The 24,810-nt window shown below is 71.1% G+C and carries 25 protein-coding genes and 1 pseudogene; 11 read left to right on the top strand and 15 right to left on the bottom strand.

Features of this window, described 5'->3' with window-relative positions; genetic code table 11:
* Window positions 1-75: 75 nt before the first annotated feature.
* Both ABZ098_RS18195 and ABZ098_RS18200 read left to right on the top strand, forming a co-directional pair.
* Complete coding sequence (locus ABZ098_RS18195; RefSeq protein WP_356592171.1) at window positions 76-1,317, top strand: DUF6777 domain-containing protein; 1,242 nt, start codon at window positions 76-78, stop codon at window positions 1,315-1,317.
* A gap of 87 nt (window positions 1,318-1,404) precedes the next feature.
* Window positions 1,405-1,863: an ATP-binding protein gene (locus ABZ098_RS18200; RefSeq protein ID WP_356592173.1), complete on the top strand. Its 459-nt coding sequence runs from the start codon at window positions 1,405-1,407 to the stop codon at window positions 1,861-1,863.
* A 103-nt stretch (window positions 1,864-1,966) separates the two neighbouring features.
* On the opposite strand, the gene ABZ098_RS18205 is transcribed toward ABZ098_RS18200, so the two are convergent.
* The gene (locus tag ABZ098_RS18205; RefSeq protein WP_356592175.1) at window positions 1,967-2,863 is read right to left on the bottom strand and encodes an RNA polymerase sigma factor SigF; all 897 of its coding nucleotides are present in this window, start codon (window positions 2,861-2,863) and stop codon (window positions 1,967-1,969) included.
* 218 nt (window positions 2,864-3,081) lie between these two features.
* Window positions 3,082-3,861 carry a class I SAM-dependent methyltransferase gene (locus ABZ098_RS18210; RefSeq protein WP_356592351.1) on the bottom strand — a complete coding sequence of 260 codons (780 nt, stop codon included), beginning with the start codon at window positions 3,859-3,861 and terminating at the stop codon, window positions 3,082-3,084.
* Window positions 3,862-3,949: 88 nt separating this feature from the next.
* Here ABZ098_RS18210 and ABZ098_RS18215 point away from each other — a divergent pair, with 88 nt between their 5' ends.
* Window positions 3,950-4,375: a helix-turn-helix transcriptional regulator gene (locus tag ABZ098_RS18215; protein WP_356592177.1), complete on the top strand. Its 426-nt coding sequence runs from the start codon at window positions 3,950-3,952 to the stop codon at window positions 4,373-4,375.
* Between the two features lie 20 nt (window positions 4,376-4,395).
* Here ABZ098_RS18215 and ABZ098_RS18220 read toward each other — a convergent pair whose 3' ends face one another.
* The 3 genes from ABZ098_RS18220 to ABZ098_RS18230 form a co-directional block, all read right to left on the bottom strand.
* On the bottom strand, window positions 4,396-4,998 hold the full coding sequence (locus ABZ098_RS18220) for an ATP-dependent Clp protease proteolytic subunit (protein WP_053849635.1): 603 nt from the start codon (window positions 4,996-4,998) through the stop codon (window positions 4,396-4,398).
* Window position 4,999: 1 nt separating this feature from the next.
* The gene (locus tag ABZ098_RS18225) at window positions 5,000-5,623 is read right to left on the bottom strand and encodes an ATP-dependent Clp protease proteolytic subunit (protein ID WP_356592179.1); all 624 of its coding nucleotides are present in this window, start codon (window positions 5,621-5,623) and stop codon (window positions 5,000-5,002) included.
* A 122-nt stretch (window positions 5,624-5,745) separates the two neighbouring features.
* A complete protein-coding gene (locus ABZ098_RS18230) occupies window positions 5,746-6,942 on the bottom strand; it encodes an epoxide hydrolase family protein (RefSeq protein ID WP_356592181.1) in 1,197 nt (398 codons plus the stop codon).
* Between the two features lie 123 nt (window positions 6,943-7,065).
* Here ABZ098_RS18230 and ABZ098_RS18235 point away from each other — a divergent pair, with 123 nt between their 5' ends.
* Window positions 7,066-7,548, top strand: a complete 483-nt coding sequence (locus tag ABZ098_RS18235; protein ID WP_356592183.1) for a VOC family protein — start codon at window positions 7,066-7,068, stop codon at window positions 7,546-7,548.
* Window positions 7,549-7,551: 3 nt separating this feature from the next.
* Here the strand turns inward: ABZ098_RS18235 and ABZ098_RS18240 are convergent, their stop codons facing one another.
* The 5 genes and pseudogenes from ABZ098_RS18240 to ABZ098_RS18260 form a co-directional block, all read right to left on the bottom strand.
* Window positions 7,552-8,457 (bottom strand): SGNH/GDSL hydrolase family protein, encoded by a 906-nt coding sequence (locus tag ABZ098_RS18240; RefSeq protein ID WP_356592185.1) that lies wholly within the window; start codon window positions 8,455-8,457, stop codon window positions 7,552-7,554.
* Between the two features lie 104 nt (window positions 8,458-8,561).
* Entirely contained in the window at window positions 8,562-9,440 is an 879-nt protein-coding gene (locus ABZ098_RS18245) for a geranyl diphosphate 2-C-methyltransferase (RefSeq protein ID WP_356592186.1), read from the bottom strand.
* Between the two features lie 50 nt (window positions 9,441-9,490).
* Complete coding sequence (locus ABZ098_RS18250) at window positions 9,491-10,540, bottom strand: family 2 encapsulin nanocompartment cargo protein terpene cyclase (protein ID WP_356592188.1); 1,050 nt, start codon at window positions 10,538-10,540, stop codon at window positions 9,491-9,493.
* Window positions 10,537-11,973, bottom strand: coding sequence for a family 2B encapsulin nanocompartment shell protein (locus ABZ098_RS18255; RefSeq protein WP_356592190.1), 1,437 nt, complete (start codon window positions 11,971-11,973; stop codon window positions 10,537-10,539). Before ABZ098_RS18255 ends, ABZ098_RS18250 begins: the two co-directional genes overlap by 4 nt.
* Before the next feature lie 995 nt (window positions 11,974-12,968).
* Window positions 12,969-13,204: pseudogene (locus tag ABZ098_RS18260) on the bottom strand (hypothetical protein); the annotation flags it as partial.
* 82 nt (window positions 13,205-13,286) lie between these two features.
* Here ABZ098_RS18260 and ABZ098_RS18265 point away from each other — a divergent pair.
* Together ABZ098_RS18265 and ABZ098_RS18270 are read left to right on the top strand one after the other, a co-directional pair.
* Window positions 13,287-14,087, top strand: a complete 801-nt coding sequence (locus ABZ098_RS18265; RefSeq protein ID WP_356592192.1) for a VOC family protein — start codon at window positions 13,287-13,289, stop codon at window positions 14,085-14,087.
* Between the two features lie 153 nt (window positions 14,088-14,240).
* Window positions 14,241-14,942, top strand: coding sequence for a ribonuclease H (locus ABZ098_RS18270; RefSeq protein WP_356592194.1), 702 nt, complete (start codon window positions 14,241-14,243; stop codon window positions 14,940-14,942).
* A 16-nt stretch (window positions 14,943-14,958) separates the two neighbouring features.
* On the opposite strand, the gene ABZ098_RS18275 is transcribed toward ABZ098_RS18270, so the two are convergent.
* The 3 genes from ABZ098_RS18275 to ABZ098_RS18285 form a co-directional block, all read right to left on the bottom strand.
* Window positions 14,959-15,411, bottom strand: a complete 453-nt coding sequence (locus tag ABZ098_RS18275) for an SRPBCC family protein (RefSeq protein ID WP_037718686.1) — start codon at window positions 15,409-15,411, stop codon at window positions 14,959-14,961.
* A gap of 82 nt (window positions 15,412-15,493) precedes the next feature.
* Window positions 15,494-16,318: a tyrosinase family protein gene (locus tag ABZ098_RS18280; protein ID WP_356592196.1), complete on the bottom strand. Its 825-nt coding sequence runs from the start codon at window positions 16,316-16,318 to the stop codon at window positions 15,494-15,496.
* Window positions 16,319-16,350: 32 nt separating this feature from the next.
* The gene (locus ABZ098_RS18285) at window positions 16,351-16,695 is read right to left on the bottom strand and encodes a tyrosinase cofactor (RefSeq protein ID WP_356592198.1); all 345 of its coding nucleotides are present in this window, start codon (window positions 16,693-16,695) and stop codon (window positions 16,351-16,353) included.
* A gap of 333 nt (window positions 16,696-17,028) precedes the next feature.
* Between ABZ098_RS18285 and ABZ098_RS18290 the strand changes: the two genes are divergently transcribed.
* The 3 genes from ABZ098_RS18290 to ABZ098_RS18300 all read left to right on the top strand — a co-directional run bounded on the left by ABZ098_RS18290 (window position 17,029) and on the right by ABZ098_RS18300 (window position 20,711).
* Window positions 17,029-18,246, top strand: a complete 1,218-nt coding sequence (locus ABZ098_RS18290) for an FAD-dependent monooxygenase (protein ID WP_356592200.1) — start codon at window positions 17,029-17,031, stop codon at window positions 18,244-18,246.
* A 95-nt stretch (window positions 18,247-18,341) separates the two neighbouring features.
* Window positions 18,342-19,820 (top strand): MFS transporter, encoded by a 1,479-nt coding sequence (locus ABZ098_RS18295; protein WP_356592202.1) that lies wholly within the window; start codon window positions 18,342-18,344, stop codon window positions 19,818-19,820.
* 306 nt (window positions 19,821-20,126) lie between these two features.
* Window positions 20,127-20,711: a TetR family transcriptional regulator gene (locus tag ABZ098_RS18300; protein ID WP_356592204.1), complete on the top strand. Its 585-nt coding sequence runs from the start codon at window positions 20,127-20,129 to the stop codon at window positions 20,709-20,711.
* Here the strand turns inward: ABZ098_RS18300 and ABZ098_RS18305 are convergent.
* Window positions 20,708-22,354 carry a cholesterol oxidase substrate-binding domain-containing protein gene (locus ABZ098_RS18305; RefSeq protein WP_356592353.1) on the bottom strand — a complete coding sequence of 549 codons (1,647 nt, stop codon included), beginning with the start codon at window positions 22,352-22,354 and terminating at the stop codon, window positions 20,708-20,710. The two genes, ABZ098_RS18300 and ABZ098_RS18305, sit on opposite strands and share 4 nt — an antisense overlap.
* A 202-nt stretch (window positions 22,355-22,556) precedes the next feature.
* Here ABZ098_RS18305 and ABZ098_RS18310 point away from each other — a divergent pair, with 202 nt between their 5' ends.
* On the top strand, window positions 22,557-23,540 hold the full coding sequence (locus ABZ098_RS18310; protein ID WP_356592206.1) for an aldo/keto reductase: 984 nt from the start codon (window positions 22,557-22,559) through the stop codon (window positions 23,538-23,540).
* 83 nt (window positions 23,541-23,623) lie between these two features.
* On the top strand, window positions 23,624-24,109 hold the full coding sequence (locus ABZ098_RS18315) for a DUF6328 family protein (RefSeq protein ID WP_356592208.1): 486 nt from the start codon (window positions 23,624-23,626) through the stop codon (window positions 24,107-24,109).
* On the opposite strand, the gene ABZ098_RS18320 is transcribed toward ABZ098_RS18315, so the two are convergent.
* Window positions 24,030-24,722 carry a DUF2238 domain-containing protein gene (locus ABZ098_RS18320; protein ID WP_356592210.1) on the bottom strand — a complete coding sequence of 231 codons (693 nt, stop codon included), beginning with the start codon at window positions 24,720-24,722 and terminating at the stop codon, window positions 24,030-24,032. The two genes, ABZ098_RS18315 and ABZ098_RS18320, sit on opposite strands and share 80 nt — an antisense overlap.
* Window positions 24,723-24,810: the final 88 nt, after the last annotated feature.

The following is a 24,810-nucleotide window of genomic DNA, read 5'->3' on the forward strand; positions in this document are numbered from 1 at the left end:
ATGTCGCGGAAAAATGCGGCTGAATCGGGGCAATCGGATCGCGCCGCAGGAGTCCCGCGTCGGGAAGAAGAGCTCGTGAGCGTCGAACCGCCCTCCTCGGGCAGGCCCACCGGGCCGCCCTCCGGCCCGCTGTCGGGCCCCTCGCAGCCGCCTACGGGCCCGCCCTCGCAGCCCCCGGGCAGCAGCGGCGGAGCATCCGCGCCCGAACCCCGCCGCCCCTGGTGGAGGTCGGCGCCCCGGGTCGCGATCATCGCCACCGCGGTCGTCGTCGCCGTGGCCCTCGCGGTCGTGTTCACCCGCTCCGGAGGCGGCTCCGCACCGACCGGCGGCAACGGCGAGGTCTTCCTCCAGGCCGCCGGCAAGACGGGCCCCGAGCCCTTCACCGAGTCGACCGCGAAGGACAGCACCGTGCCGCCGGTCTCCGCCTCCCCGACCGGCTCCTCCGAGCCCGCGAACGCCGTACGCGGCGTGGACGGCGCCGCCCCCGGTCTCTACGGCGGCACCCGCAACGCCTCCAGCTGCGACGTCGAGAGGCAGGTCAAGGCCCTTGGGGCGGACCCCGCGAAGAACAGCGTGTTCGCCTCCGTCGCCGGTGTCCGGCCGTCCGGGGTCCCCGCCTTCCTGCGCTCGCTCACACCCGTCCAGTTGCGCATGGACACCCGCGTCACCAACCACGGCTACCGTGACGGCGCCGCCACCAGCTACCAGGCCGTCCTCCAGGCCGGCACCGCCGTGCTCGTCGACGACCGCGGAGTGCCCCGCACCCGCTGCGCCTGCGGCAACCCGCTGACCCCGCCGGTCGCCCAGCAGAGCACGCCGAAGCCCACTGGCGACACCTGGGCGTCGTACCGGCCGTCGAACGTGGTCGTGGTCGCGCCCTCGACGACGGTCATCAACGTCTTCGTGATCTACGACCCCGACCGCCACGACTGGATCGCCCGGCACCGCGGCGACACCGGCGGCAAGGACCACAAGACCCACCCGCCGGCCCGGCCCTCCCCGCCGGTGAACGTGGTACCGCCGACGACACCGAGCGCGCCGACGTCCCCGGGCTCCCCGGAACCCTGCGTCTCCACGTCGAGCGGAGCACCGAGCGGACACCCTTCCGGATCGTCGCGTCCGTGCCCGCCGGCCCTGGTCGCCCCGTCCTCACCGGCCACGAGCCCGCCCTCGCAGCCGCCGCCCAGCAGTGATTCCCCAGGTGAGCCCGTTACGCCCAGCTCCTCGACCCCGCAGCCGCCCCTCGCCCCCGACAGCTCGGAGGGGACGACGCAGTCCGCGCCCCTGTCCGGTGCCGCGGTGCACTGGGCGGTGTGACGCGTCACCTGGACTGCGGCGCGCGGCTCGGGGTACGAGCACTGGTGCAGCAGCGTCCGGCCAGTCCGGCTTCCGAGAGAGAAACGCATGATCGATCACCTGGACGGGGCAGTGATACCGACTGGTTTCGACGTGCCCGTGGAACCCCTGCGGCGGGCGGCGCACTACACCGGTGAGCCGGGAAGCATCGCCGAGGCGCGGTCGTTCGCCGCGGACTTCATGGGCAGGCTCAGGACCGAGTGGTGTGCCGCCATCGGCGACCGTACCGAGGAGGAGGTGCTCCTCGTGGTGAGCGAACTGGTCACCAACGCCGACCGGCACAGCAACGGGCCGTACATCCTTGAGCTGGAGGGCACCGACGTCGAGGTCGCCGTCACCGTCTACGACAGCAGCGTGGCCATGCCCCGCAGGTTCCCGCGGGATCCGGAGCGCGTCGGCCGGCACGGTCTGGAGATCGTGCACGTCCTGGCGCGTGAGGTGGCGGCGGAACGCGTACCGGTGGGCAAGCGGGTAAGGGCCGTGCTGGGCTTCGACGGCAAGGAGTGAGCGCGCGCCTCGGCGGCTTCGATCGCGCCGATTGAGCCGACCGGGTCATGCAGCGGGTGCCGTCCTTGGACGGCACCCGCTTTTCTCGCTGTTCGTGTGTGTGTCAGGCGCAGCCCAGCTCGCCCAGCATGCCCTCGCGCAGCCGCGTGATGATCCGCTTGATCAGCCGGGACACATGCATCTGCGAGCAGCCGAGCCGCTCACCGATCTCCGACTGGGTGGCCTCCTCCACGAACCGCATGTGGATGATCTCCCGGTCGCGGTCGCTGAGCTCCGCCATCAGCGGGGCGAGTGACTGGAAGTCCTCGACGAGTCGCAGCCCGTCCTCCTCCACGCCGATGAAGTCGGCGAGCACCGCTTCGCCGCCCTCGGGGCCGTCGCCGGTCAGGGCGGCGTCCAGGGACGAGGAGTTGTAGCCGTTCGAGGCGATCTGCGCCTCGACCACCTCCTTCTCGGAGATGTTCATCAGGGTGGCGAGCTCGGCCACCGTCGGGTCGCGGTCGAGTCGGCTGCCCAGTTCCTCACGGGCCTTGGCCAGCTCGACGCGCAGCTCCTGGAGGCGCCGCGGGACGTGCACGGCCCAGGTGGTGTCGCGGAAGAAGCGCTTGATCTCGCCGACGATGTAGGGCAGCGCGAACGACGTGAACTCGACCTCGCGGGAGATCTCGAACCGGTCGATCGCCTTGATCAGGCCGATCATGCCGGTCTGGACGATGTCCTCCATGTCGTCGCCGCGGCCGCGGAACCTTCCGGCCGCGAAGCGCACGAGCGACATGTTCATCTCAATAAGGGTGTTGCGTGCGTACTGGTACTCGTGCGTGCCTTCTTCGAGCTCGGTGAGGCGCTTGAAGAACTGGCGGGACAGCTCCCGTGCGTCCCGCGGGGCGACGGAGCGCGGTTCCTCGACTCCCGGCAGGGGTGTCTCACCCGTCCTGGTCCCGCTGGCGTGCTCGGTGACCTGTGCCTCCGAACGGTTCACGGCGGTGACGGCGGTATGCATTACCTCTCCCACGAAAGTCACGGCTCGACGTCTGCCTCTTCGGCCTGGGTTGTCTCGGGTCCTGCAGGTGTGGCCTGCCGTGTACCCGGAACGCGACAACATATGCCTCCCCGGGCCACCGGCCGAATCCACCGCCCGCAGCATCCTCGCCCTGCGCGTACCCGGGGAGTGACGAGGCATGCCCACCAAGTGCTGCGGTGGCGAGAAATCGACGGTCCTCAGGGGGCGACCCGGGTCGCGACGATCAGTTCGTGGAGGTAGCGCTTGGTGACCCGGCCGTCGTGGCGTGTCTCGATCAGGTCCCGGAGACAGGCCAGCAGGCCTTCACGGCGGGTGCTGTCGAGGGCTCGGTGTCCCGAGTAGGTGAGGAGTACGTCGATGTACTGGTCGGCGGTGTGGGTGATGTCCTGTTCGAAGCGGGTCACCGTGACGTCGGCGAGGCGGGGGCAGCCCTCGAACTCCTCCGTGTCCGAGGGGATCTCGGAGGAGGGCCGGAGCCGCAGCCCGGGAGGCGTGGCCGGATCCCAGCGTTCGTAGCACTCCTGTGCCCGGGCGAAGAAGTCGGTCGTGCCGCCCGCCACGTGGTGGGTGACCACGACAGCGAAGTGTCCTCCGGCCCGGAGCGCGTCCGCGGCCTTCTCCACGCGGACGGCCGGGTCGATCCAGTGGAAGGCGGTGGCGCAGGCGACCAGGTCGAAGGGTTCCTCCGGCAGCGGCCAGCGCTCGAACTCGGCGGTCCGCACATCGACCCGCGGGAATCCGCCCAGTCGCCGCCGGGCCACCGCGGCCATCGCGTCACCCAGCTCCACCGCGGTGACGTGACAGCCGAACCGGGCCAGGGCGCGGGTGAGTTGACCGGTACCGGGGCCCACCTCCAGGACACGGCTGTCGGGGCCGAGGCCCGTCACGCGGGCCAACTCCCCGACCAGAGCGGGCGGATAGCCCGGGCGCGCCTTGTCGTACAGCTCCGCCACCTCGTTGAACGTGTCGCGCAGCACCGGCACTCGCGCCCTTCCCGTCGTCGATTCCACCCAGGGCAGAATGCCGGACCCTTCCCAAGGCGGCCACGGAATTTAGGCTGATCCGGTGAGCAACGAAGCGCCGAACCAAGCCCGCGTGATCCCCCTGCGCCCGCAGTCCGCGCGCCCGGGGTCCGTCCGCCCAGTGTCCGAACGCCCCGCCACCGCACCGCCGAGGGACCCCGCCCGGGAGACCAGGGAGCCCCTGTGGCGTGACCTCGTCGGAGACGTCCTGCGTCGCGAGCGCCTCGCCCAGGAGCGCACGCTCAAGGACGTCGCCGACGCGGCCCGGATCTCGATGCCCTACCTCTCCGAGGTGGAGCGCGGCCGCAAGGAGGCCTCCTCGGAGGTCCTCGCGGCCGCCGCCCAGGCCCTGGGCCTCGGCCTCGGGGATCTGCTCTCCCTGGCCCAGACCGAGCTCACCCGGCACTCCGCCCGCAGTCGCCGCGCGGTGCCGGGATCGCCGTACAACGGGATGTGCCTGGCCGCCTGACCCCGGAGAGAGCCGGTGCCTCAGACTCGCACGAGGCGCCGGCTCACCACCTCGTCGGCCAGGCCGTACTCCACGGCCTCCTGCGCGGTGAACACCTTGTCGCGGTCCATGTCCGCGCGCAGGGTCGCGATGTCGTGGTGGGTGTGGCGGGCCAGCACCTCCTCCACCTGGGAGCGGATGCGGACCATCTCCTTGGCCTGGAGGGCCAGATCGGAGATCGCGCCGCGGCTGCCGCCGGAGGCGGGCTGGCCGAGCAGCACCCGCGCGTGTTCCAGCACGAGCCGCCGCCCGGGATCCCCGCCGGCCAGCAGGACGGCCGCAGTGGACGCCGCCTGCCCCACGCACAGCGTCGAGATCGGCGCCTGCACATAGGTCATCGTGTCGTAGATCGCCATGAGCGAGGTGAACGATCCGCCGGGGGAGTTGATGTAGATCGAGATCTCGTTCTCCGGCGCCGCCGACTCCAGGTGCAGGAGCTGCGCGATCACGACGTTGGCCACCCCGTCGTCGATCTCGGTGCCGAGGAAGATGATCCGCTCGGACAGCAGGCGGCTGAACACGTCGGAGGACCGCTCGCCGTGCGCGGTGCGCTCGGTGACGTAGGGAATCGTGTAGTTCGCCATGTCACAGCCCCATCCGTCGCTTCGAGGCGGCCGGGCGGACGTCCGCGAGGGACTCCACGACCCGGTCCACCATGCCGTACTCCCTGGCCTGCTCGGCCGTGAACCAGCGGTCGCGGTCGCCGTCCCGCGCGATGGTCTCCGGCGTCTGGCCGGTGTTCTCGGCGAGGAGCCGCTCCATGGTCTGCTTGCTGTGGTCCAGGTTCTCCGCCTGGATCAGGATGTCGGCGGTGGTCCCGCCGATGCCCGCGGAGCCCTGGTGCATCATGATCCGCGCGTTCGGCAGGGCGTACCGCTTGCCGGGCGTGCCCGCGCAGAGCAGGAACTGGCCCATGCTGGCCGCGAACCCCATGGCGAGCGTGGACACGTCGTTGGGGATCAGCCGCATCGTGTCGTAGATGGCGAGGCCCGCGTACACGGAGCCGCCCGGACTGTTGATGTACAGGCTGATGTCGGTGCGCGGGTCCTCCCCGGACAGGACCAGCAGCTGTGAGCAGACCCGGTTCGCGGAGACCTCGTCGACCTGGGTGCCCAGCAGCACGATGCGCTGGGCGAGGAGCTGGGCGGCCAGTTGGTCGTCGAAGCGGGTGGGAGGGGTGTCGCCCTCCTCGGCGCGGATGGATGTCATGGGCGGTCCTCGTGGTCGTAGGGATGCCGTCGGCTCCACTGTTGACCTCGGACGACGCCCCGAAGCGGTTTCTCTGCCGGTGGCAGATTCGCCACCGGCAGAGCGCCGGCCCCGGAGTGTGCTCAGCCCTTCTCGCGCAACTGCCGGAAGAACGCCCGCACATCGCCCACCAGCAGATCCGGCTCCTCCATCGCCGCGAAGTGGCCGCCACGCTCGAACTCGGTCCAGCGCACGAGGTTCTCGGTGCGTTCCGCCTTGTGCCGCAGCGGGACCTGGATCTCGGCCGGGAACACGGCGAGGGCGGTCGGTGCGGTGGACGGTTCGGTGGGCCGGGCCGCCCTCCCGCCCGTGGCGTGCGCCCGCTCGTAGTAGATCCGGGCGGCCGAACCGGCGGTCCCGGTCAGCCAGTACAGCATCACGTTGGTCAGCAGCCGGTCCCGGTCCACGGCCTCCTCGGGCAGCTCCGCGGAGTCGGTCCACTCCTGGAACTTCTCGACGATCCAGGCGAGTTGGCCGACCGGCGAGTCGGCGAGCGCGTAGGCGAGGGTCTGCGGCCGGGTGGAGTGCAGGACGGCGTACCCGGTGCCCTCGGCCGACCAGGCGCTCCACCGCCGCCACGACTCCAGGGCGCGCTCCCCTTCCCCGGGTTCGAGCGCGGCGAGCTCCTCCTCGGTCGGTTCACGGGTGGCCTGCGCTCCGGGCAGCAGATTGAGGTGGACGCCGATGACCCGCTCGGGATGGGCGCGGCCCAGCTCCCGGGAGATCGCCGAGCCCCAGTCACCGCCCTGCGCGCCGAACCGCTCGTAGCCGAGCCGTGTCATCAGCTCGGCCCACGCGTCGGCGATCCGGCCCGCCTCCCAGCCGGTGTCCGCCGGCGGCCCGGACAGCCCGAAACCGGGGATGCTCGGTACGACGACGTGGAACGCGTCGGCCGGGTCGCCGCCGTGGGCCGCCGGGTCGGTCAACGGGCCCACCACGTCGAGGAATTCGACGATCGAGCCCGGCCAGCCGTGCGTGATGACGAGGGCAGTGGCGTCCGGCTCGGGGGAGCGGACGTGGGCGAAGTGCACGGTCGTGCCGTCGATGACGGTCGTGAACTGCGGCCACTCGTTCAGGCGCGCCTCGGCCGCGCGCCAGTCGTAGGAGTGCCGCCAGTGGTGTGCCAGCTCGCGCAGATAGGCGGCCGGCACGCCGTACGCCCAGCCCGTGGCCGAGAGGTCGTCGGGCCAGCGGGTGCGGTCGAGCCGGTCGTGGAGGTCGTCGAGGTCGCTCTGCGGAATGTCGAGGCGGAAGGGCGTGATGCTGTCGCTTGACGTCATTCGGGGATGCTAGGCCGCACCGGTGTATAAGCCACGTGGATTAATCGGCCGCCCGACCGATGAGTTCCGTGCCGAGGATCGGTCCTCAGAGACGACCGCACTACGACGCCTCAGGAGGAAACCATGGCGAGCAGGCCCTTCACCACGTGTCTCTGGTTCGACGGCCAGGCCGAGGAAGCCGCGCACTTCTACGTCTCGGTCTTCAAGGACTCCACCATCGGGAGGGTCACCCACTATCCCGAGGGCGCGATGCAGCCCGCCGGGACCGTCCTGACCGTGGACTTCACCGCCAACGGGCAGAACTTCGTCGCTCTCAACGGCGGACCGCAGTTCAAGTTCACCGAAGCCGTCTCCTTCCAGATCTTCTGCGCGGACCAGGAGGAGATCGACTACTACTGGACCAAGCTCACCGAGAACGGCGGCGAGCCCGGCCCCTGCGGCTGGCTCAAGGACCGTTACGGGCTGTCGTGGCAGGTCGTGCCGGAGCAACTCGCCGACATGGTGGGCGACCCGGACCCGGAGAAGGCGGCCCGCGTCACCAAGGCGTTCATGGCGATGAGCAAGTTCGACGTGGCCGCCCTGGAGAAGGCGTACGCGGGCGAGTGAGCGTCAGCCGGAGGGCGTCCGGCCGATCACCCGCGTGATCTCCCGGGCGATCCGCAGGATGCCGGGGGAGCGGGCCGGGCAGGGCCTGGGCGTGGACGTCGTGGGCGCCAGGCAGAAGTGCAGGTAGTCCTTGTCGAGGTGCAGGGCGGTACGGTCGCGGTCCGGCTGGGTGCAGTAGTCGGGATGCTCGTGCTCGTAGGAGGTGCACGGCAGGTACTGCACCCACGAGTACCGGGACCCGGCGGGTGCCACCGTCGCGCCCGCGTCGGCGACGAGGTCTCCCGAGGCGGCCGCCTGCTCCGCGTACAGCTCGTTCACGCGCCGGACCCGGTCGGGGGTGATCGGGTCCGGGCCCTGCGACACCCATACGATCCGGGGCCGGTGCTCACCGCCCGCCGTGGCGATCTGATCGGTCAGCCTCTTCAGGTCCGTCCGGTACCTGCTGAAGTACTTCTGCGGCGAGGCGGCATGGCTGATCCCGTCCATGCACCAGGTGTAGCCCCACGCGTTGCCCCAGAACTGCATCACCACGAAGTCCGGGTGCAGCGCCCGGACCAGCGCGGCCGCCTTGTCCCGGTCGGGTACCAGCGACTTCTTCCCGGTGCCCTCCAGGTAGTCGCACAGCGTGGTCCCCGAGTACGGCGCGCTCCGGTACGTCGCCCGCAGCTGCCGGCGCAGCTCCTGCCCGAGGACCTGCTGGGCCTCCATCGCGAGCGAGTCGCCGAGATACAGCACCCGCGGGGCTACGACGGCGGCGGAGGGGCTCGGGGAGGACTGGGCGCGCTGATGCGTGGTGGCACGGGAGACGTCCGGGGTCGGTGGCGCCGGCTCCGGCCCGTCCGACGGGTCACCGCAGGCACCGAGCAGCAGCACCGCGGTCAGTAACCCCACGATCCACGGTTTCCGCATGCGCGACTCCCGCCCCGGTCGCCGAAAAACGGTTCCCCAGGCAAGCACAGCCGGGCCCAGGGGGGAAGACGCGCGGCACGGTTCAGTCGCCCTCCGATGCCCCCTCACACCCGGTCGGCGGCGATCAGCAGGTACTGGAAGCTGCCGTTCCGGTAGGCGGTCAGGAAGGTCTCCTCGATTCCGGTCGCCAGGTGGTCGGCCTCCTTGCGCAGCTCCCAATAGGGCAGGGCCGCCTCGGTGAGGTCCTCCACGTGCACCGGCACCAGCCGGTTGCGGGCCAGCGCCCGGAAGTACGCCGAACGAGGATGGATGTCGCAGATGTAGTGGGCGTTGATGAGCGAGACCTCGCGGGAGGCCCGTCCGTAGGTGTCGTTGTAGCAGCCGGTGATCACCACATACCGTCCGCCGCGGCGCAGCAGCCGGGCATGCTCGGCGAACAGCAGGTCCAGCTCGACGTACATGGTCGACTCGTTGTTCCAGGAGGCCGCGTACGCGCCCGAGGGGAGCCCGGTGTCGAGCATGTTGCGGTGGTGGTAGCGCACCCGGTCGTCGATGCCCCGCTTGCGGGCCTGGGCGTTCGCGAACTCCGCCTGCTTCTCGGAGATGGTGACGCCGTCGGCGTGGCAGCCGTAGCTGAGATGCGCCACGACACTGCCGCCGCCGCGCCCGCACCCGGCGTCGAAGACCCGGTCCTCGGGGCCGAGCGGGCCGAGCCGGGCGGCGAGGAGCTCCGCCTGGGCGTGTTCGAGGCGGTGCAGTTCGGCGGTGATCCGCTCGCGCCGCCGCAGCGGATCCGGCTCGTCGAGGACCGAGCGGCCGGCGGCTCCGAGGCCGTAGTGGTGGTGGTAGAGGTCGTCGAGCTTGCCGAGTTCGAGGTTGACCGGGTTCTCCTCGGCGTTCCAGTAGTCCGCGACACGGTTCTGGTACGTCGACTGGGTCGGCACCTGGGCTGCCCTGGGGCCGGCGTGGGGGGCGGTGGTCAACGGTGACTCCTCGTGCTGGTGCGTATGACGGTCCGTCATCTGTGCGTGGGTTACCAGTAGTTGGGCAGGTGGTAGCGGTGGCTGTTGGTGGCGTGCCACTCGTGGTTCCCGGCGACCCAGTCGGACAGGCTCCTGGTGTAGCGCTCCACGAGGGGCGAGCCGGCGGAGAGCAGGGCCGACTCCTCGTCGAAGGCCGCCATGATCCGGTTGTGGATCTCGACGGACTTCAGGTAGGCGGCCTTCAGCCCGCACCGGTCGTTGGCGGCGACGACCTGCGGCAGGTTGAGGTGGGTGGGGTCGCTCGCCAGCTCCTTGGTGAAGGAGTAGAGGTCGTTGACGATCGTGGTGGCGTTGCAGGCGAGTGCCGTGACCCGCTGGATCTCGGGCCGGGCGTAGAGCGCCTCGGGCAGTTCGTAGCCGTCGACGGCGTCCACGATCGACAGACAGGGCCGGAAGTTGTTGAACTGCCGCATCACCAGGTACTCCCAGACCCGCGGCATGTACCGGGTCTCCGCCCAGGCGGCCTCGGCGAGGTAGCCCAGGTGCAGCCGGGCGATGTCGTGGACGAAGCGGTCGGTCTGGCTCGGGGTGGCGAGCGCGGAGTAGTCCTCCAGGGCGAAGTGGTAGGAGCGCAGGGGGCCGTCGGCGCGTACGCCCTCGCGCCACTCCTCCTCCAGCTCGGGGATGCCGTGGTACGGGTCGATCGCGGACTGGGCGATGACGAGCCGGCCGCCCAGGCCCCGGCGCGCTCCGCCGCGGCCCTCGTCCTCCTCGCAGTAGCAGGAGTCGACGACGTTCTCCGCGAGCAGCAACTCCCCGGCGACCGTGAGCCGTTCGAGGTCTGCGGCCTGCGGGTGCTGGAGCACCACGGCCCGGCCGAACTGGAAGCCCGAGAAGTCCCCCTTCCACGCTTCGGGGAACAGGTCGAGGCGCCGGGCCCAGGCCTCCAGCCTGCGGTCGATCTCCGCGGCCTTGGCCGGGTCGGCGGGTGCGACCTGCCGGTGCCTGAGGCCGGGGATCGCCCCGCCGCGCCGGGGGGTGCGCAGACTGCTCGCGATGTCGGGCGGGCCCGGCAGCGGCCGGGTGTTCGTCGCGGTCACTCGGGCGTCCGGCCGATCTGGGCGTTCTCCAGGATCCCGACCGCGTCGGGGACCAGGATGGCCATCGAGTAGTAGGCGGTGACGAGGTAGCGGATGATCGAGTTGGCGTCGATCCCCATGAACCGCACGTTCAGGCCCGGTTGGTACTCCTCGGGGATGCCGGTCTGGTAGAGCCCGATGGCGCCCTGGTCGCCCTCTCCGGTGCGCAGCGCGATGATGCTGCTGGTGTGCTGCCCGCTGACCGGGATCTTGTTGCAGGGGAAGATGGGCACGCCCCGCCAGGCGGGGATCTCGTGTCCCTCGACGCTCGCCGTGCCCGGCACCAGCCCGCGCCGGTTGCACTGCCGGAAGAACGCCGCGATGGCCTTGGGGTGGGCGAGGAACAGCTTGGTCTTGCGGCGCATGGCGAGGAGCTCGTCCATGTCGTCGGGGGTCGGCGGGCCGGTGAAGGTGCTGATGCGCTGGCCGTGGTCGGCGTTGTGCAGCAGCCCGAACTGCCGGTTGTTGACCAGCTCCCACTCCTGGCGTTCCCGGATCTCCTCGATGGTCAGGCGCAGTTGCTGCTCGGTCTGGTCCATCGGGTGGTTGTAGAGGTCCGCGACCCGGGTGTGGACCCGCAGCACGGTCTGGGTCAGGGACAACTCGTACTCGCGCGGGGTGAGTTCGTAGTCGACGTACCCGCCGCCGATCGTCGGCTCCCCGACATGGCCCGCCTGGACGGGGACGTCGGCCTCGCCCTTGCGGTTCATCGGCAGGCTCTGCCGCCGCGCGTAGGCCTCCAGGTGTTCGGCGAGGGACGGCACCCGTTCGGTGAACTCCGTGACCACGGACCAGGGCAGGGCCAGCACGGTGCCGGCGGTCTCCGCCCGGACCGAGTGCAGCCACAGCGGGTCGGGCCGACCGATTGCCTCGTCGCCCATCTGGTCGCCGTCGGTGACGACACCGACGATCTCCTCCTCGCCGTACTTGCCCTCGGCGAAGCGGGTGAAGCGGCCGTGCACCACGAGGTAGGCCTCCGTGACCGGCTGTCCGGCCTCGACCAGGACCTGGCCGGCCCGGATCTCCCGGACCCGGAAGCGGCTCGCGACCTCCTTGAGCACCTCGATGTCGGGATAGCCGCGCAGGGCGGGGAGTTCGGTGAGCGTCTGGGGGATGACCCTGATGTCGTCGGCGCCGTTCTGCTCGAAGTGCACCCGGCCCCGGCCGACCCGGAGCTGGAGGCGCCGGTTGACCCGGTAGGTGCCGCCCTTCACGTCCACCCACGGCAGCATGCGCAGCAGCCAGCGGGAGCTGATGGCCTGCATCTGGGGTTCGGACTTGGTGGTGGTGGCGAGCTGGCGGGCCGCCGTGGTGCTGAGGCTGGTGAGCTGGGGTTCGGACGGGGGGTCGGGTTCGTCGACGGCGGGGCCGGTGGCGCTGTCCGGTGTGGACACATTCCCTCCTGGGAGGTGAGCGGGATGGCCAGGCGCGTGGACCAGCCAAACAGCCGGGGCGGCCGACGGATCAGGGCGTGAAGGGGGCGGCTTCGCGGCCGGGAAGGTGTAAACCTCGCCGGTGGGGCAGTCGGCGCCCCATGAGTGCTCCCGCGCTCCTCAGGTCAGGTCGTCCACCAGTACGGCCGCCCTGCCGAGGTGCCCCGCCTGAGGTCCCGCAGCGCCCGGTCGGCCTCTGACGTCGGATTCGCGCGTGTGCTCGCGCCCCCACCGTGCGGGGCGGCCAGGGCCGGGAACTCCCGCCCGTCCGCACGGGCGCCTCGTGGAAGAGGTCGCTCCCGTGGCGCAGCGGAGACAGGCCGCGAGGGGGATCCTGGCGAAGGCCGGCACCTCCGTGGCGCAGCGGAGACAGGCCGCGAGGGGGATCCTGTCGAAGGCTGGCACCTCCGTGGCGCAGCGGAGACACGCCGCGAGGGGGATCCTGGCGAAGGCCGGCACCTCTCCGTGGCGCAGCGGAGACACGCCGCCGAGCGGGCTCCTGGCGAAGGCCGGCACCTCTCCGTGGCGCAGCGGAGACACGCCACCGAGCGGGATCCCGGCGAAGGCCGACATCCCTCCGTGGCCGGGATCCGGCGAAGGCCGGCAGCCCCGCCCCGGTCCACCGGATCGATCGGCGGCGAGGACAGGACCGCACTGTCCGGTGGCCCGTACATGCTCCGAGTGCGCGCACGCCCCGTCGGCCCACCGCAGCCGGGCCACTCCCACGCGTTCACCGGTCGCGAAGCCGTGCACCGCCGCTCCGGACCTGGTTCACCGCGCCGACGGCCTCGTGCCCGGATTCACGCCTGGCCGCCGCGCCGGCAGATCACCCTCCGTGACGTGCAGGTCGGCGGTCAGACTTCGCACGCGCGTACGAGCACGGGCAGGTCGCGGTCGCCCGGCTCCGGGGCCTGCCGCCTGACGAGCCGGAGGCCACACACCGCGACCGGCCCCCTTCCGTGCGGCAGCGCCCAGCCGACGATCCCGCGGGGCAGGTCCTCCTCGACGATGAGATGGAAGGTGTGGCCGTCGCGGCTCTCGCGCACGTAGACCGCCAGGTCCTCGCGGACCACCCCGACGCACAGGTCACGGTGGATCTGAGTCCAGCCCGGGGCCGGCATGTCCGGGACGGCACGTGTGGATGCCCGAGCCCACTCGAAGATCGCCCCTTCTGTCCGGTCCGGAGATGAATCATCCGTTCGGCGCGCGGTCGGGCGTACCCGTGACTAGCGTGTGGAGACGGACCGACCACCGATTCGGGAAAGGCCGCGATCATGGCCGTACAACCTGAGGGGACCCCCTGTTGGGTCGATGCGATGTTCAGCGACGTCGAGGGAGCCAAGAGCTTCTACGGCGACGTCCTCGGCTGGACCTTCGGCGAGTCGTCGTCGGAGTACGGCAACTACACGCAGGCCTACGCGGACGGCAAGGCCGTGGCCGCCGTCGTGCCGCCGATGCCGGGGCAGGAGGGCCAGTCGCAGTGGTGCCTGTACCTCGCGTCGCCGGACGCGGCCGCCACCGCAGGCAAGATCCGTGACCACGGCGGCGACGTGCTCATGGAACCGATGCAGGTCGGCGACTTCGGCACGATGTGCCTGGGCCGCGACCCGAGCGGCGTCGTCTTCGGCGTGTGGCAGAGCGGCACCCACGAGGGCTTCGAGGCGCCGCCCCAGCAGCCCGGCGCGTACTGCTGGGCCGAGATCTACACCCGCGACACCGGGAAGTCCGACGCGTTCTTCCCCGCCGTCTTCGGCTACAGCGTCCAGCAGATGCAGGACGACGCCATCGACTTCCGCATGTTCAACCTCAGTGACAACACCGTCCTCGGCCGGATGAAGATGACCGACGACTTCCCGCCCGAGGTACCGGCGTACATCAACGTCTACTTCACGGTGCCCGACTGCGACGACGCCGTGGCCCGCGCCACCAAGCTCGGCGCCGTCCTGCGGTTCGGGCCGATGGACTCGCCGTTCGGCCGGTTCGCGGCCCTCAGCGACCCGCAGGGCGCGAGTTTCTCGGTCATCGACACCACGACGACCCAAGGTGAGATGCCGCAGATCTCCGACGTGCCCTAGCCGGTGCGATCGCCGGACGCGGACGCCTCGCGGACGCCTCGGCCGCCGTGGCCCAGATGGCCGCGTAGGCGTCCGGGCCGGCCATCCCACACGAGTCGCTGATCGTGGCCGCGGTCCCCGAGGAGGGGGGAAAGGGAGTCCTCCGCTCATGGCATGATCGAGCGCATGCGTGAACGACTGGTGGCCGCGTGCGACGGGGCTTCGAAGGGGAATCCGGGACCTGCGGCCTGGGCCTGGGTCATCGCCGACGAGTCGGAGACGCCCGAGCGCTGGGAGGCCGGCCCGCTCGGCAAGGCCACCAACAACGTCGCCGAACTCACCGCGCTGGAGCGCCTGCTCGCCGCGACCGACCCGAGCGTGCCGCTGGAGATCCGGATGGACTCCCAGTACGCCATGAAGGCCGTCACGACCTGGCTGCCGGGCTGGAAGCGCAACGGCTGGAAGACCTCCGCGGGCAAGCCGGTCGCCAACCAGGACCTCGTCGTGCGGATCGACGAACTGCTCGACGGGCGCACGGTCGAGTTCCGTTACGTCCCCGCCCACCAGGTCGACGGCGATCCGCTCAACGACTTCGCCGACCGCGCGGCCAGCCAGGCGGCGATCGTCCAGGAGCCCGCGAGCAGCGAACTGGGCTCCCCGCAGCCGCCGCCGTCGCCGGACACCCCGAAAAAGACGGACCGCCCCGCCCGGGCCAAGTCGCCCAAGCGGAGCGGTGGTTCTTCGTCTTCTCGTACGATCAAGGCCAAGTTCCCCGGCCGGTGTCTGTGCGGGCGTTCCTACGCGGCGGGCGAGCCCATCGCCAAGAACGCCCAGGGCTGGGGGCACCCGGAGTGCCGTACGGAAGCGGCCGGCTAGCGCCGGAGCACGACGGTCAGATGACCGCCCCGCGCCACTCGCCGGTCTCCTGACCGCGCTCCTCGATGAACGTCTTGAAGCGCTCCAGGTCGCCCTTGGTCTGCCGCTTCACGAAGCCGAGCTTGTCGCCGACCTTCTCGGTGATGCTGTCCGGATGGAAGTCCATCTGGAGCATCACCTTGGTGTGGCTCTCGTCGAGCCGGTGGAAGGTCACCGCACCGGCCTGCTTGGCCTCGCCGGCGATCGTGGTCCACGCGACCCGCTCGTCCGGGATCTGCTCGGTGATCTCCGCGTCGAACTCCCTGTGCACCCCGTTGACGTTGGTCACCCAGTGCGTGAGCGTGTCGGTGCGCTGTTCGATGCGCTCGACCCCGCTCATGAACTCGGGGAACGTCTCGAACTGCGTCCACTGGTTGTAGGCGGTGTGCACCGGCACGCCGACCTCGATGGATTCCTCGACCTGCGACACGGGTGAATCCCTCCTTCGTCTTCTCGGTGTGTGGGGCGCGGGTACCGCGTCATCCGGAGGGCAAACCGCCGCAAGACGACTCCTACGCGGTGTCGAAGGTGTAGTGGCGGGTGTGGTCCAGCAGGTCCGCGGGCCGTACGTCGTTCCACGGCCTCATGGTCTCGTCGAGATCGACGACGTCGGGTGTTCCGGCGGCCGGCGCGTACCGGGAGTCCGGGTGCCGCCGCTGCCACTCCGCCCACAGTTTGTCCACGAAGGCGTGGTGGAGCCAGAACACCGGATCGTTGGGGGAGACCCCGGTCGCCATCTGCCCGCCCACCCAGACGTGGACCCGGTTGTGCAGATTGACCCCGCGCCACCCCTCCAGATGGTTGCGGAAGCCGTCCGAGGCGCTGTTCCAGGGGGCCATGTCGTACGTGGCCATGGACAGCACCGACTCCACCTCGGCCCGGGTCGGCAACTCCCGCACTCCGGCGCCGAGCGCGCGTCTGAGATACGTACGGCCGTCGACCCGCACGGTGATCGGCCAGTTGCCGCTGTCCGCGGCGAACGGGCCGTCCATCACCCGCCCGTCCCGGCTGCGCCCGGTGCCGCCGAGGAAGTCGGGGCCCCACAGGGAGGCGCGCGGGGAGCGGTCGGTGCTCCAGTCCCAGTAGGGGAGTGCCACCGAGGAGTCCACCGACTGGAGCGCGCGCTCGAAGTCGAGCAGGAATCTGCGGTGCCAGGGCAGGAAGGAGGGCGAACGGTGACCGACGCGCTCGCCGTTGTCGGTGTCGGACATGATGAAGCCGTTGTGCGTGGTGACGAACGTGTCGTAGCGGCCGCTGCGCTTCAGCTCCAGGACGGCGGCGACGAACCGTCGCTTCTCGTCGGCGGTCAGGGTGGCCTGGTTCTTGCGGACGGTCATGTGCGGATGCTCCAAAGGGGCGTGCGGGTCGGTCAGTTGGCGGGGAACGGCATCAGCCGCGCGCCCTGGAGCTCGTCGACGGCAGCCCGCGCGGCGGCGCGCGGGGTGGGCACCGGGTCGTAGTGGCTGACGACGCTGATCCAGGTGCCGTCGGCGTTGCGCATCATGTGCAGCTCCGCGCCGTCGACCGTCACCCGGTAGCCGCCGTGGTGGCCCCCGGTGGACCGGCCCTGTATGCGGCGGCCCTTGTAGACCTCGTCGAAGGAAGCCGGTGCCCCGTGGTGGGGCTCCTCGGCGGACGCGCGCGAAGCGGCGACCGCCCCGGCGGCGAGGGCGGCCGTCGCGGTGAGCGCGGTGCGGCGGGTGAGTTCCGGCATGCGGTGTACCTCCTGTGTTGACGGACTCCGCATGCCTATCGGCCCTGCCGAGAGCGGGAGAAATCGCTCCTGACCGGTTGGCCGCGATCCAGACAATTCCCTACATGTCGTACAGCGTTGAACAAAGATGATCTTGCTGTAGAGAGGGCTTTCGGGAACCCGGACGGAGGAATTCCTTCTCTCGCGGGCGGTCGATCCAATGATCCTTTGCGGGTGAACCCGCTGGTAGTGGCCCTGCTCACGTGTGAAAAGTGGCGCGAAGCGGAGCAGGGCCCCGCCACTCCCGGCTGCTACTCTGCGTTGCCAATTGACCGCTTTGGGTAATTCCTAGGGGTGCGTGTGAAGGTCGCCTGCGTCGGCGGCGGGCCCGCCGGCCTGTATCTCTCGATCCTGCTGAAACGGCAGGACCCGTCCCACGACATCACGGTCCACGAGCGCGACCCGGAGGGCTCGACCTACGGCTGGGGCGTCACCTACTGGCGCGGACTGCTCGACAAACTCCACGCGCACGACCCCGAGTCGGCCCGCGCGATCGAGGAGGCCTCGGTCACCTGGAACCAGGGCGAGGCCCGGGTGCGCGAGCTGGTCACCCGGCGCCCCAGTGACGAGGGCTTCGGCATCGGCCGCCACCGCCTGCTGGAGATCCTCGCCGCTCGGGCCCGCTCCCTGGGCGTCCGGCTGGAGTTCGAGCACGAGATCACCCCCGGGAACCTCCCCGCGGCCGACCTCGTCGTGGCCGGCGACGGCGTCCGCAGCGCCCTGCGCACCGCGCACGCCGACCACTTCGGAGCCGAGACCGCGGAGGGCCGCAACCACTACATCTGGCTCGGCACCAGCAAGGTCTTCGACTCCTTCACCTTCGCCTTCGTCGAGACCGACCACGGCTGGATCTGGTGCTACGGCTACGCCTTCAGCCCCGAGCGCAGCACCGTCGTCGTCGAGTGCGCACCGGGGACCTGGACCGGCCTCGGCCTCGACCGCGCCGACGAGGCCGACGGACTCGCCATTCTGGAGAAGCTGTTCGCCGACATCCTCGACGGCCACCCGCTGATGGGCCGCTCCGCCGGTTCGGGCAGCGCCCAGTGGCTGAACTTCCGCACCCTCACCAACCGCACCTGGCACCGCGACAACCTCGTCCTCCTCGGCGACGCGGCCCACACCACCCACTACTCCATCGGCGCCGGCACCACCCTCGCCCTGGAGGACGCCATCGCCCTGGCCGACGCCCTGCACGCGCACGGCGAACTCCCGCGCGCGCTCGCCCACTACGAGCGGCAGCGCACGTCGGAGCTGCTCTCCGTGCAGAGCGCGGCCCGCTACAGCGCCCAGTGGTACGAGAACCTGCCCCGCTACATCGACCTGCCGCCGGAGCAGATGTTCGCCCTGCTCGGCCAGCGCCACTCGCCGCTGCTGCCCCATGTCCCGCCCCAGCTCTACTACCGGATCGACCGGGCGGCCGGGCGGCTGGAGGCGCTGCGCAGGTTCAAGCGCTGGCTCGGACCGAAGGTCGCGCGCGGGGTGCACGCGCGGGAGCTGGCCTCACGAAGGTAGCCGTCGCACCCGGAAAAGGTTGGGTGAATGGCGATTCACCGCTAAAGTGAATTGTCATTCACCCGCCGTGTCCCCTTTCGCATCCGGAGCGCCGAATGGACCAGCAGGGCCCGATATCCCCGCCCCGAGGAGCCGGCCTGAGATCCCGGCTCACCGTGCCGGTGCTGGCGATGTGCGGCACGCTCATGGCCGTCATGCAGACCGTGGTCGTCCCCCTGCTGCCGGACCTGCCCCGGCTGACGCACTCCTCGGCGGGCGCCGTCTCCTGGATGGTCACGGCGACCCTGCTGTCCGGAGCCGTCCTCACCCCGGTGCTCGGCCGCGCCGGCGACATGTACGGCAAGCGCAAGGTCCTGACCGCGTCCCTGGGGCTGATGACGGTCGGCTCGGTGATGTGCGCCCTGTCGTCCGACATCACCGTGCTCATCGCGGCCCGCGCCCTGCAGGGTGCCGCCGCCTCCGTGGTGCCGCTGTCGATCAGCATCCTGCGCGACGAACTGCCGCCCGAGCGCCGAGGTTCCGCGGTCGCGATGATGAGTTCCACGGTCGGCATCGGCGCCGCGCTCGGCCTGCCGCTGGCCGCCATGGTCGTCCAGTACGCCGACTGGCACACCATGTTCTGGATGACCAGCGCCCTCGGCGCCCTCGGTGTCGCGGCCGTGTCGTGGGCGGTCCGCGAGTCGCCGGTGCGGCAGCCGGGCCGCTTCGACGTCCTGGGCGCCCTGGGGCTGGCCGTCGGTCTGGTCAGCCTGCTGCTCGGGGTCTCCCAGGGCGGGCAGTGGGGCTGGAGCAGCCCCCGCGTCCTCGGCCTGTTCCTGCTGTCCGTCGCCGTCCTCGCCCTGTGGTGGTGGCGCCAACTGCGCACCGAGCAGCCCCTGGTCGACCTGCGTCTCGTCACCCGGCCGCGGGTGGGCCTGTCCCACGTGGCCGCCCTGCTCACCGGCTTCGCGTTCTACGCCAACTCCCTGGTCACGGCCCAACTCGTCCAGGCGCCGAAGGCCACCGGCTACGGACTCGGCCTGTCGATCGTGGCCACCGGCCTGTGCCTGCTGCCCGGCGGCGTCACCATGCTGCTGTTCTCACCGCTCTCGGCCCGGATCTCCGCCTCCCGCGGCCCGCGCATCACGCTCGCCCTCGGCGCGGCGGTCATCGCGTGCGGCTACGCGGTACGCATCGCGGACAGCCGTGACCTGTGGATGATCGTCGTGGGCGCGACCGTGGTGTCCACCGGCACGACCCTCGCCTACTCGGCCCTGCCCACCTTGATCCTGCGCGCCGTCCCGGCCGACCAGACCGCCTCCGCCAACGGCGTCAACGTCCTCATGCGCACCATCGGCCAGGCCACCTCCAGCGCGGCCGTCGCGGCCGTGCTGGTCCACCACACCAGCCTGGTCGGCGGCGCGCCCGTGCCCACCCTGCACGGCTACCTGCTGGCCTTCGCCATGGCCGGCGCGGTCGCCCTCGCGGCCTGCGCGGCGGCCCTGACGATCCCCGGCGACGCCCCGCCCGAGGGGTCCGGCCCGGCCGAGGGCCGCACCCGGGGCGCGCGAGATGAGGCGGTGAAGGGCGCGTGAGTGTCGTGAGCGCGATGGGTCCGCTGTCGGGCTGTCGGGTTCGCCTGTCTCGGGGGCCGGCGTCGGCTGTGCGGGGCGATGTCGGCCCTGAGGGGCCCTGCCGGGGGAGAGGGCGCAGCCGGGGCGTTCGGGACGTGGCGGTGAAGGGCGCGTGAGTGTCGTGAGCGCGATGGGTCCGCTGTCGGGTTGCCGGGTTCGCCTGTGTCGGGGGCCGGCGTCGGCTGTCCTGGGTGACTTTGCCTCTGACCGGCCCTGCCGGGACACGGGCCGCACCCGGGGCGCGCGGGACGGGGCGATGGAGGGAGCATGAGTGCCGTGAGCACAACGCCCCCCACCGCCGCACCCGCCCGCCGCGACGCCGAGGCGACCAAGGCCGCCATCCTCAGGGCGGCCCGCTACTTCCTGGTCCGCACCCCGCACGCCGACATCACCCTCAAGGCGGTCGCCGAACGCGCGGGCGTCAGCCCGCCGTTGATCGTGAAGTACTTCGGCAACAAGGACGCCCTCCTCGCCCGCGTCATGTCCTTCGAGTCCGACGCGACGGCCCTGCTCGACGCCCCCCTGGACGAACTGGGCCGCCACATGGTCCGCCACGTCCTCACCGGCCAGATCGAACGCGGCGCCGACCCCCTGCTCCGGATCGCCTTCGCCCCCGTCCAGGGCGAACACGGCGACATCCTGCGCGTCAACTTCCGCGCCCAGGTGGTCGAACGCCTCGCGGGGCGCCTGCCGGGCCCCGACGCCGGCCTGCGCGCCGAACTGGCGGTGGGCACCCTCCTGGGTCTGGGCGTGATGTACGGCATCGCCCGGGGCACCGAGCTGAGGGCGACCCCCGTGGAGGACCTGATGGACCGCTACGCCCCCACGGTGCAGGCCCACTTGACGCCCTAGCGGAACAGCCGGTCCAGGAAGGCGTTGCCGAACACGCCGTGCGGATCGAGCCGGTCCAGCACGCCCGCCGCCTGCCCCCACACCGCCTCACCGAACGACCCGGGAATCGTCGTCCCCAGCACCTCCTCGTCCGCCCACGCGGCATCGTCGGTGTAGGCCCAGCCCTTGGACCACTCGACGCGCGTCCCCTCCCAGCCGTCGAACAGGAACTGCTCGATCTCCCGCAGGAAGGCCTCCGCGTACGGTGTCCCCGGCAGCGTCAGGATGTCCAGCCACACCGCCGTGTCCCACTCGGGACGAGCCGGATCCGCCCGCAGCGCCGACAGCAGCGGGGCCCGCGCGCCGGCCACCTCGACCTCGGCCGGGTCGTCGAGGCCGGTCACCCTGATCTCCACCGTCCCGTTGACCGGGAACTTCCCCTGAGCGGTGTACGCGGCCAGCCGCTCCCGGTAGAAGTCGGTGAACTCCGAGACGACACGCTGCACTTGGTCCCGGCTCGTCAGGACCGCGTACCCGTTCGCGGTCACCCGCAGCGTGGTCGGCCTGATGTACAGCAGCGTGTTCTTGGACCGCCCCCAGATGTCCGCCGACAGCGTCGCGGTGAGCCCCACGGTCGCCACGTCGAGCTGCGCGTTCCCGAGCACCGGAGCCAGGTACCAGGCCGCGTCCGACACCATCCGCCCGGCCAGGTCCGCCACCACGGTCGGCACGTTGTCGGAGAAGGGGTAGTTGTACGGCGAGGTCACGCGCCGCGAGGTCAGCGGCTTGGTCGGCGCCACGCTCCACACCTTCAGCCACGGGAACTCCGTGTAGGCGAACCAGATCGCCTCGACCCGCCCGGCCTCCTCCAGGAAGCTCGCGAAGGTCCGCCCGTCCCCGCCGGGCGCCGCGAAGAGCTCGGCCGCCGGGATGTCGACCCGGCTCACACACCGCAGATTGCTGTCGGCACCCACCCGCAGCACGACCTCGGTGACGAAGGCCCGCCCGAGGTGGGCGAGCAGGGCCGCGCTGTCGGCCTCGGCCCGGGTGAAGGTACGCAGCGCGTACGCCCCGCTGTCCTCGTCCCACACCACCGCCGTCAGCGACAGGACGCGATTGCTCAGCGAGCCGTACGTCTGTCCCGGCAGCCGCTTCTCCCCGGCGGCCGGGACGGCGGTGCCGTGCGCGTCGATCGCCAGCGCGCCGCCCAGGGTGAGGTCGCCGGGCGCGGGCGCGGCGGTGACCCCGAGCCCGTGCTCCTCCAGATAGGTGAGCAGCGCCTCCAGCGTCACACCGGTGCCGGCCCGCACCGCGGAGGCGGAGTCCAGGGACAGGCCGGTGAGGTGGGAGGCGGTGTCGACGAGGAGGACGGGCGCGTCGGACGCGGTGCCCTCGGTGATGGTGAGGGGCGACCAGCCGTGCGAGGAGCCCCGTGCGCGGACCCGCCAGCCGTGCCGCCAGGCCCAGTTGACGACCTCGACCACCTGGTCCGGGCCGGTGGGCGCACAGGCCCACAGTCCGTCGGCGGTGATCTCGCCGACCCAGTTCCGGTACGCCGAGCGGTGCAGGGCCACGCCCGCCGGGAAATCGGGCAGCTCCGCGGCCGCGGCCGCCGCGTCGGCAGGCAGCAGAATCGGTACGGCGGCGAGGGCGGCGGCGCTCATGAGGAAGCCGCGACGGGTCCAGGACGCGTTGTCCTGCGGGTGGTTGCTCACGGAACGATCAGTCACGAGGTCACGCTAGGCGGACGTTGACACGTGCATGCCCCACGTAGCGGCGTGTCACCCGTGCGAGTGAACATTTCACAGGTCCCGCCCCGGAGCGACTCGTTCCGCGCAGGTCGGCGACAGATGACAGACTGACGCCATGGAAGAGCGCACATTCGGCAGGTCGCAGCAGCACGCATCCGTCATCGGACTCGGCACCTGGCAACTGGGAGCCGACTGGGGAGACGTCGACGACAAGGAAGCCCTCTCGGTACTGGAGGCGGCCGCCGAGTCGGGCGTCACCTTCTTCGACACCGCGGACGTGTACGGCGACGGACGCAGCGAGCAGACCATCGCCGCGTTCCTCAGCGGCAGGCCCGACCTGCACGTGCTGGTCGCGACGAAGATGGGCCGCCGCGTCGACCAGATCCCCGAGAACTACGTCCTCGACAACTTCCGCGCCTGGAACGACCGTTCCCGCCGCAACCTCGGCGTCGACCGCATCGACCTGGTCCAGCTGCACTGCCCGCCGACACCCGTCTACTCCACGGACGAGGTGTTCGACGCCCTCGACACCCTGGTCGAGGAGGAGCGCATCGCCCACTACGGCGTCAGCGTCGAGACCTGCGAGGAGGCGCTGACCGCGATCGCCCGGCCCGGTGTGGCGAGCGTGCAGATCATCCTCAACGCCTTCCGTATGAAGCCGCTGCGCGAGGTGCTGCCCGCCGCGCGGGAGGCCGGCGTCGGCATCATCGCCCGCGTCCCGCTGGCCTCGGGCCTGTTGTCCGGCAAGTACACCAAGGACACGGTCTTCCCGGAGAACGACCACCGTGCCTACAACCGGCACGGCGAGGCCTTCGACGTCGGCGAGACCTTCTCCGGCGTCGACTACACCACCGGTGTCGAGGCCGCCGCCGAGTTCACCGCCCTGGCGCCCGAGGGCTACACCCCGGCCCAGCTCGCCCTGCGCTGGATCATCGAGCAGCCCGGCGTCACCACCGTCATCCCCGGCGCCCGCACCCCCGAGCAGGCCCGCGCCAACGCCGCCGCCGCCAAGCTCCCGCCGCTGTCCGAGGACACCCTCACGGCCGTCCGTGACCTCTACGACCGTCGCGTCAAGGACCAGGTGGAGAACCGCTGGTGACCCCGATCGGCTCCGGGAACCGGCCCCTCGCCGCTCCCGGAGCCGCGCTGTTTGAACGATCAGGCACCGGATACACGGACCGCATGGTGGATACGGTGAGACGGACGGGCCGCGACGAGACCGAGGAAGAGCGCGCGGACCGCATGTGGGGCGAACTCATCCAGGAAATACGGGTCGCGCAGACAGGCGTGCAGATCCTCTTCGGCTTCCTGCTCACCGTGGTGTTCACCCCGAAGTACGACGACCTGGCCCATACCGACCAGATCATCTACATCGTGACCGTCGTCCTGGGCTCCTGCGCCACCGGAGCCCTCATAGGGCCGGTCTCCCTGCACCGCCTGGTCTCGGGGCGCCGCATCAAACCCCAGGCCGTGCGGATCGCCTCCCGGCTGACCTTCGTCGGGCTGGTCCTCCTGCTGACCACGATGACATGCGCCCTGCTGCTGATCCTGCGGGTGGCGACCCACGACGCCTGGGTGCCCTGGCTCGTCACGGCAGTCGTGGCCTGGTACCTGACGTGCTGGTTCGGCGTGCCCCTGTGGACCCGGCGCCGCTACACGACGAGGTGACGCGAAGCCTGTCGAGCTGCCGGTCGTGCGGGCGGCCCAGCGCGAACACGGACACCGTGGCCCCGATCAGCGCGCAGAACATGTCCCACTGCGTGTCCCACACATCGCCCTGCGTGGCCAGGAAGGCGTCCGCGGCCTGACCGCCGGTCACCGCGGCCGCCCACTCCAGCATCTCGAAGACGGCGCTGAAGGCCAGACACGCGCACACCGTCAGCGGCGCCAGCCAGCGGCTGCCCCGCAGCGGTGAGGTACGGCTGAGCAGCTCGCGTACCAGGACCGCCGGCACGAAGCCCTGCATGAGGTGGCCGAAACGGTCGTACGGATTGCGGTCGAGGCCGAACGTGTCCCGCACCCAGTCGCCCAGCGGCACCTGCGCGTAGGTGTAGTGGCCGCCCACGATCAGCACGAGCGCGTGGACCGCCAGCAGACAGCACAGCAGGTCGGTCAGCGGGAAGCGGCGCCACGTCAGCACGATCAGCGGCAGCCCGACCAGGACCCACACGGTCTCCAGGAACCAGGTGGTGCGGTCGCGCGGGCCCCAGGCGGACAGGGCCAGCGCGGCGACCACCGCCCAGGCGAGCAGGACCGGCAGGGGCCGTCGCACAGCGGTCATGGGGCGCTCCTCGTCGTAGGAGCCCCCATCGTCGGAGCAGGGGGACGGCGGCGGCATGAGTACGGCTACTCAGGCCGCGTGCGCGCCG

It is taken from the genome of Streptomyces sp. NPDC006335, assembly GCF_040612795.1.
Taxonomy (GTDB): domain Bacteria; phylum Actinomycetota; class Actinomycetes; order Streptomycetales; family Streptomycetaceae; genus Streptomyces.

Bases quoted from the DNA above. Each gene is read 5' to 3' on its own strand.
- ABZ098_RS18200 (WP_356592173.1), top strand. From the start codon at position 1,405: ATGATCGATCACCTGGACGGGGCAGTGATACCGACTGGTTTCGACGTG.
- ABZ098_RS18205 (WP_356592175.1), bottom strand. From the start codon at position 2,863: ATGCATACCGCCGTCACCGCCGTGAACCGTTCGGAGGCACAGGTCACC.
- ABZ098_RS18220 (WP_053849635.1), bottom strand. From the start codon at position 4,998: ATGGCGAACTACACGATTCCCTACGTCACCGAGCGCACCGCGCACGGC.
- ABZ098_RS18225 (WP_356592179.1), bottom strand. From the start codon at position 5,623: ATGACATCCATCCGCGCCGAGGAGGGCGACACCCCTCCCACCCGCTTC.
- ABZ098_RS18230 (WP_356592181.1), bottom strand. From the start codon at position 6,942: ATGACGTCAAGCGACAGCATCACGCCCTTCCGCCTCGACATTCCGCAG.
- ABZ098_RS18235 (WP_356592183.1), top strand. From the start codon at position 7,066: ATGGCGAGCAGGCCCTTCACCACGTGTCTCTGGTTCGACGGCCAGGCC.
- ABZ098_RS18240 (WP_356592185.1), bottom strand. From the start codon at position 8,457: ATGCGGAAACCGTGGATCGTGGGGTTACTGACCGCGGTGCTGCTGCTC.
- ABZ098_RS18265 (WP_356592192.1), top strand. From the start codon at position 13,287: ATGGCCGTACAACCTGAGGGGACCCCCTGTTGGGTCGATGCGATGTTC.
- ABZ098_RS18270 (WP_356592194.1), top strand. From the start codon at position 14,241: ATGATCGAGCGCATGCGTGAACGACTGGTGGCCGCGTGCGACGGGGCT.
- ABZ098_RS18280 (WP_356592196.1), bottom strand. From the start codon at position 16,318: ATGACCGTCCGCAAGAACCAGGCCACCCTGACCGCCGACGAGAAGCGA.
- ABZ098_RS18285 (WP_356592198.1), bottom strand. From the start codon at position 16,695: ATGCCGGAACTCACCCGCCGCACCGCGCTCACCGCGACGGCCGCCCTC.
- ABZ098_RS18295 (WP_356592202.1), top strand. From the start codon at position 18,342: ATGGACCAGCAGGGCCCGATATCCCCGCCCCGAGGAGCCGGCCTGAGA.
- ABZ098_RS18300 (WP_356592204.1), top strand. From the start codon at position 20,127: ATGAGTGCCGTGAGCACAACGCCCCCCACCGCCGCACCCGCCCGCCGC.
- ABZ098_RS18305 (WP_356592353.1), bottom strand. From the start codon at position 22,354: ATGAGCGCCGCCGCCCTCGCCGCCGTACCGATTCTGCTGCCTGCCGAC.
- ABZ098_RS18310 (WP_356592206.1), top strand. From the start codon at position 22,557: ATGGAAGAGCGCACATTCGGCAGGTCGCAGCAGCACGCATCCGTCATC.
- ABZ098_RS18315 (WP_356592208.1), top strand. From the start codon at position 23,624: ATGGTGGATACGGTGAGACGGACGGGCCGCGACGAGACCGAGGAAGAG.
- ABZ098_RS18320 (WP_356592210.1), bottom strand. From the start codon at position 24,722: ATGACCGCTGTGCGACGGCCCCTGCCGGTCCTGCTCGCCTGGGCGGTG.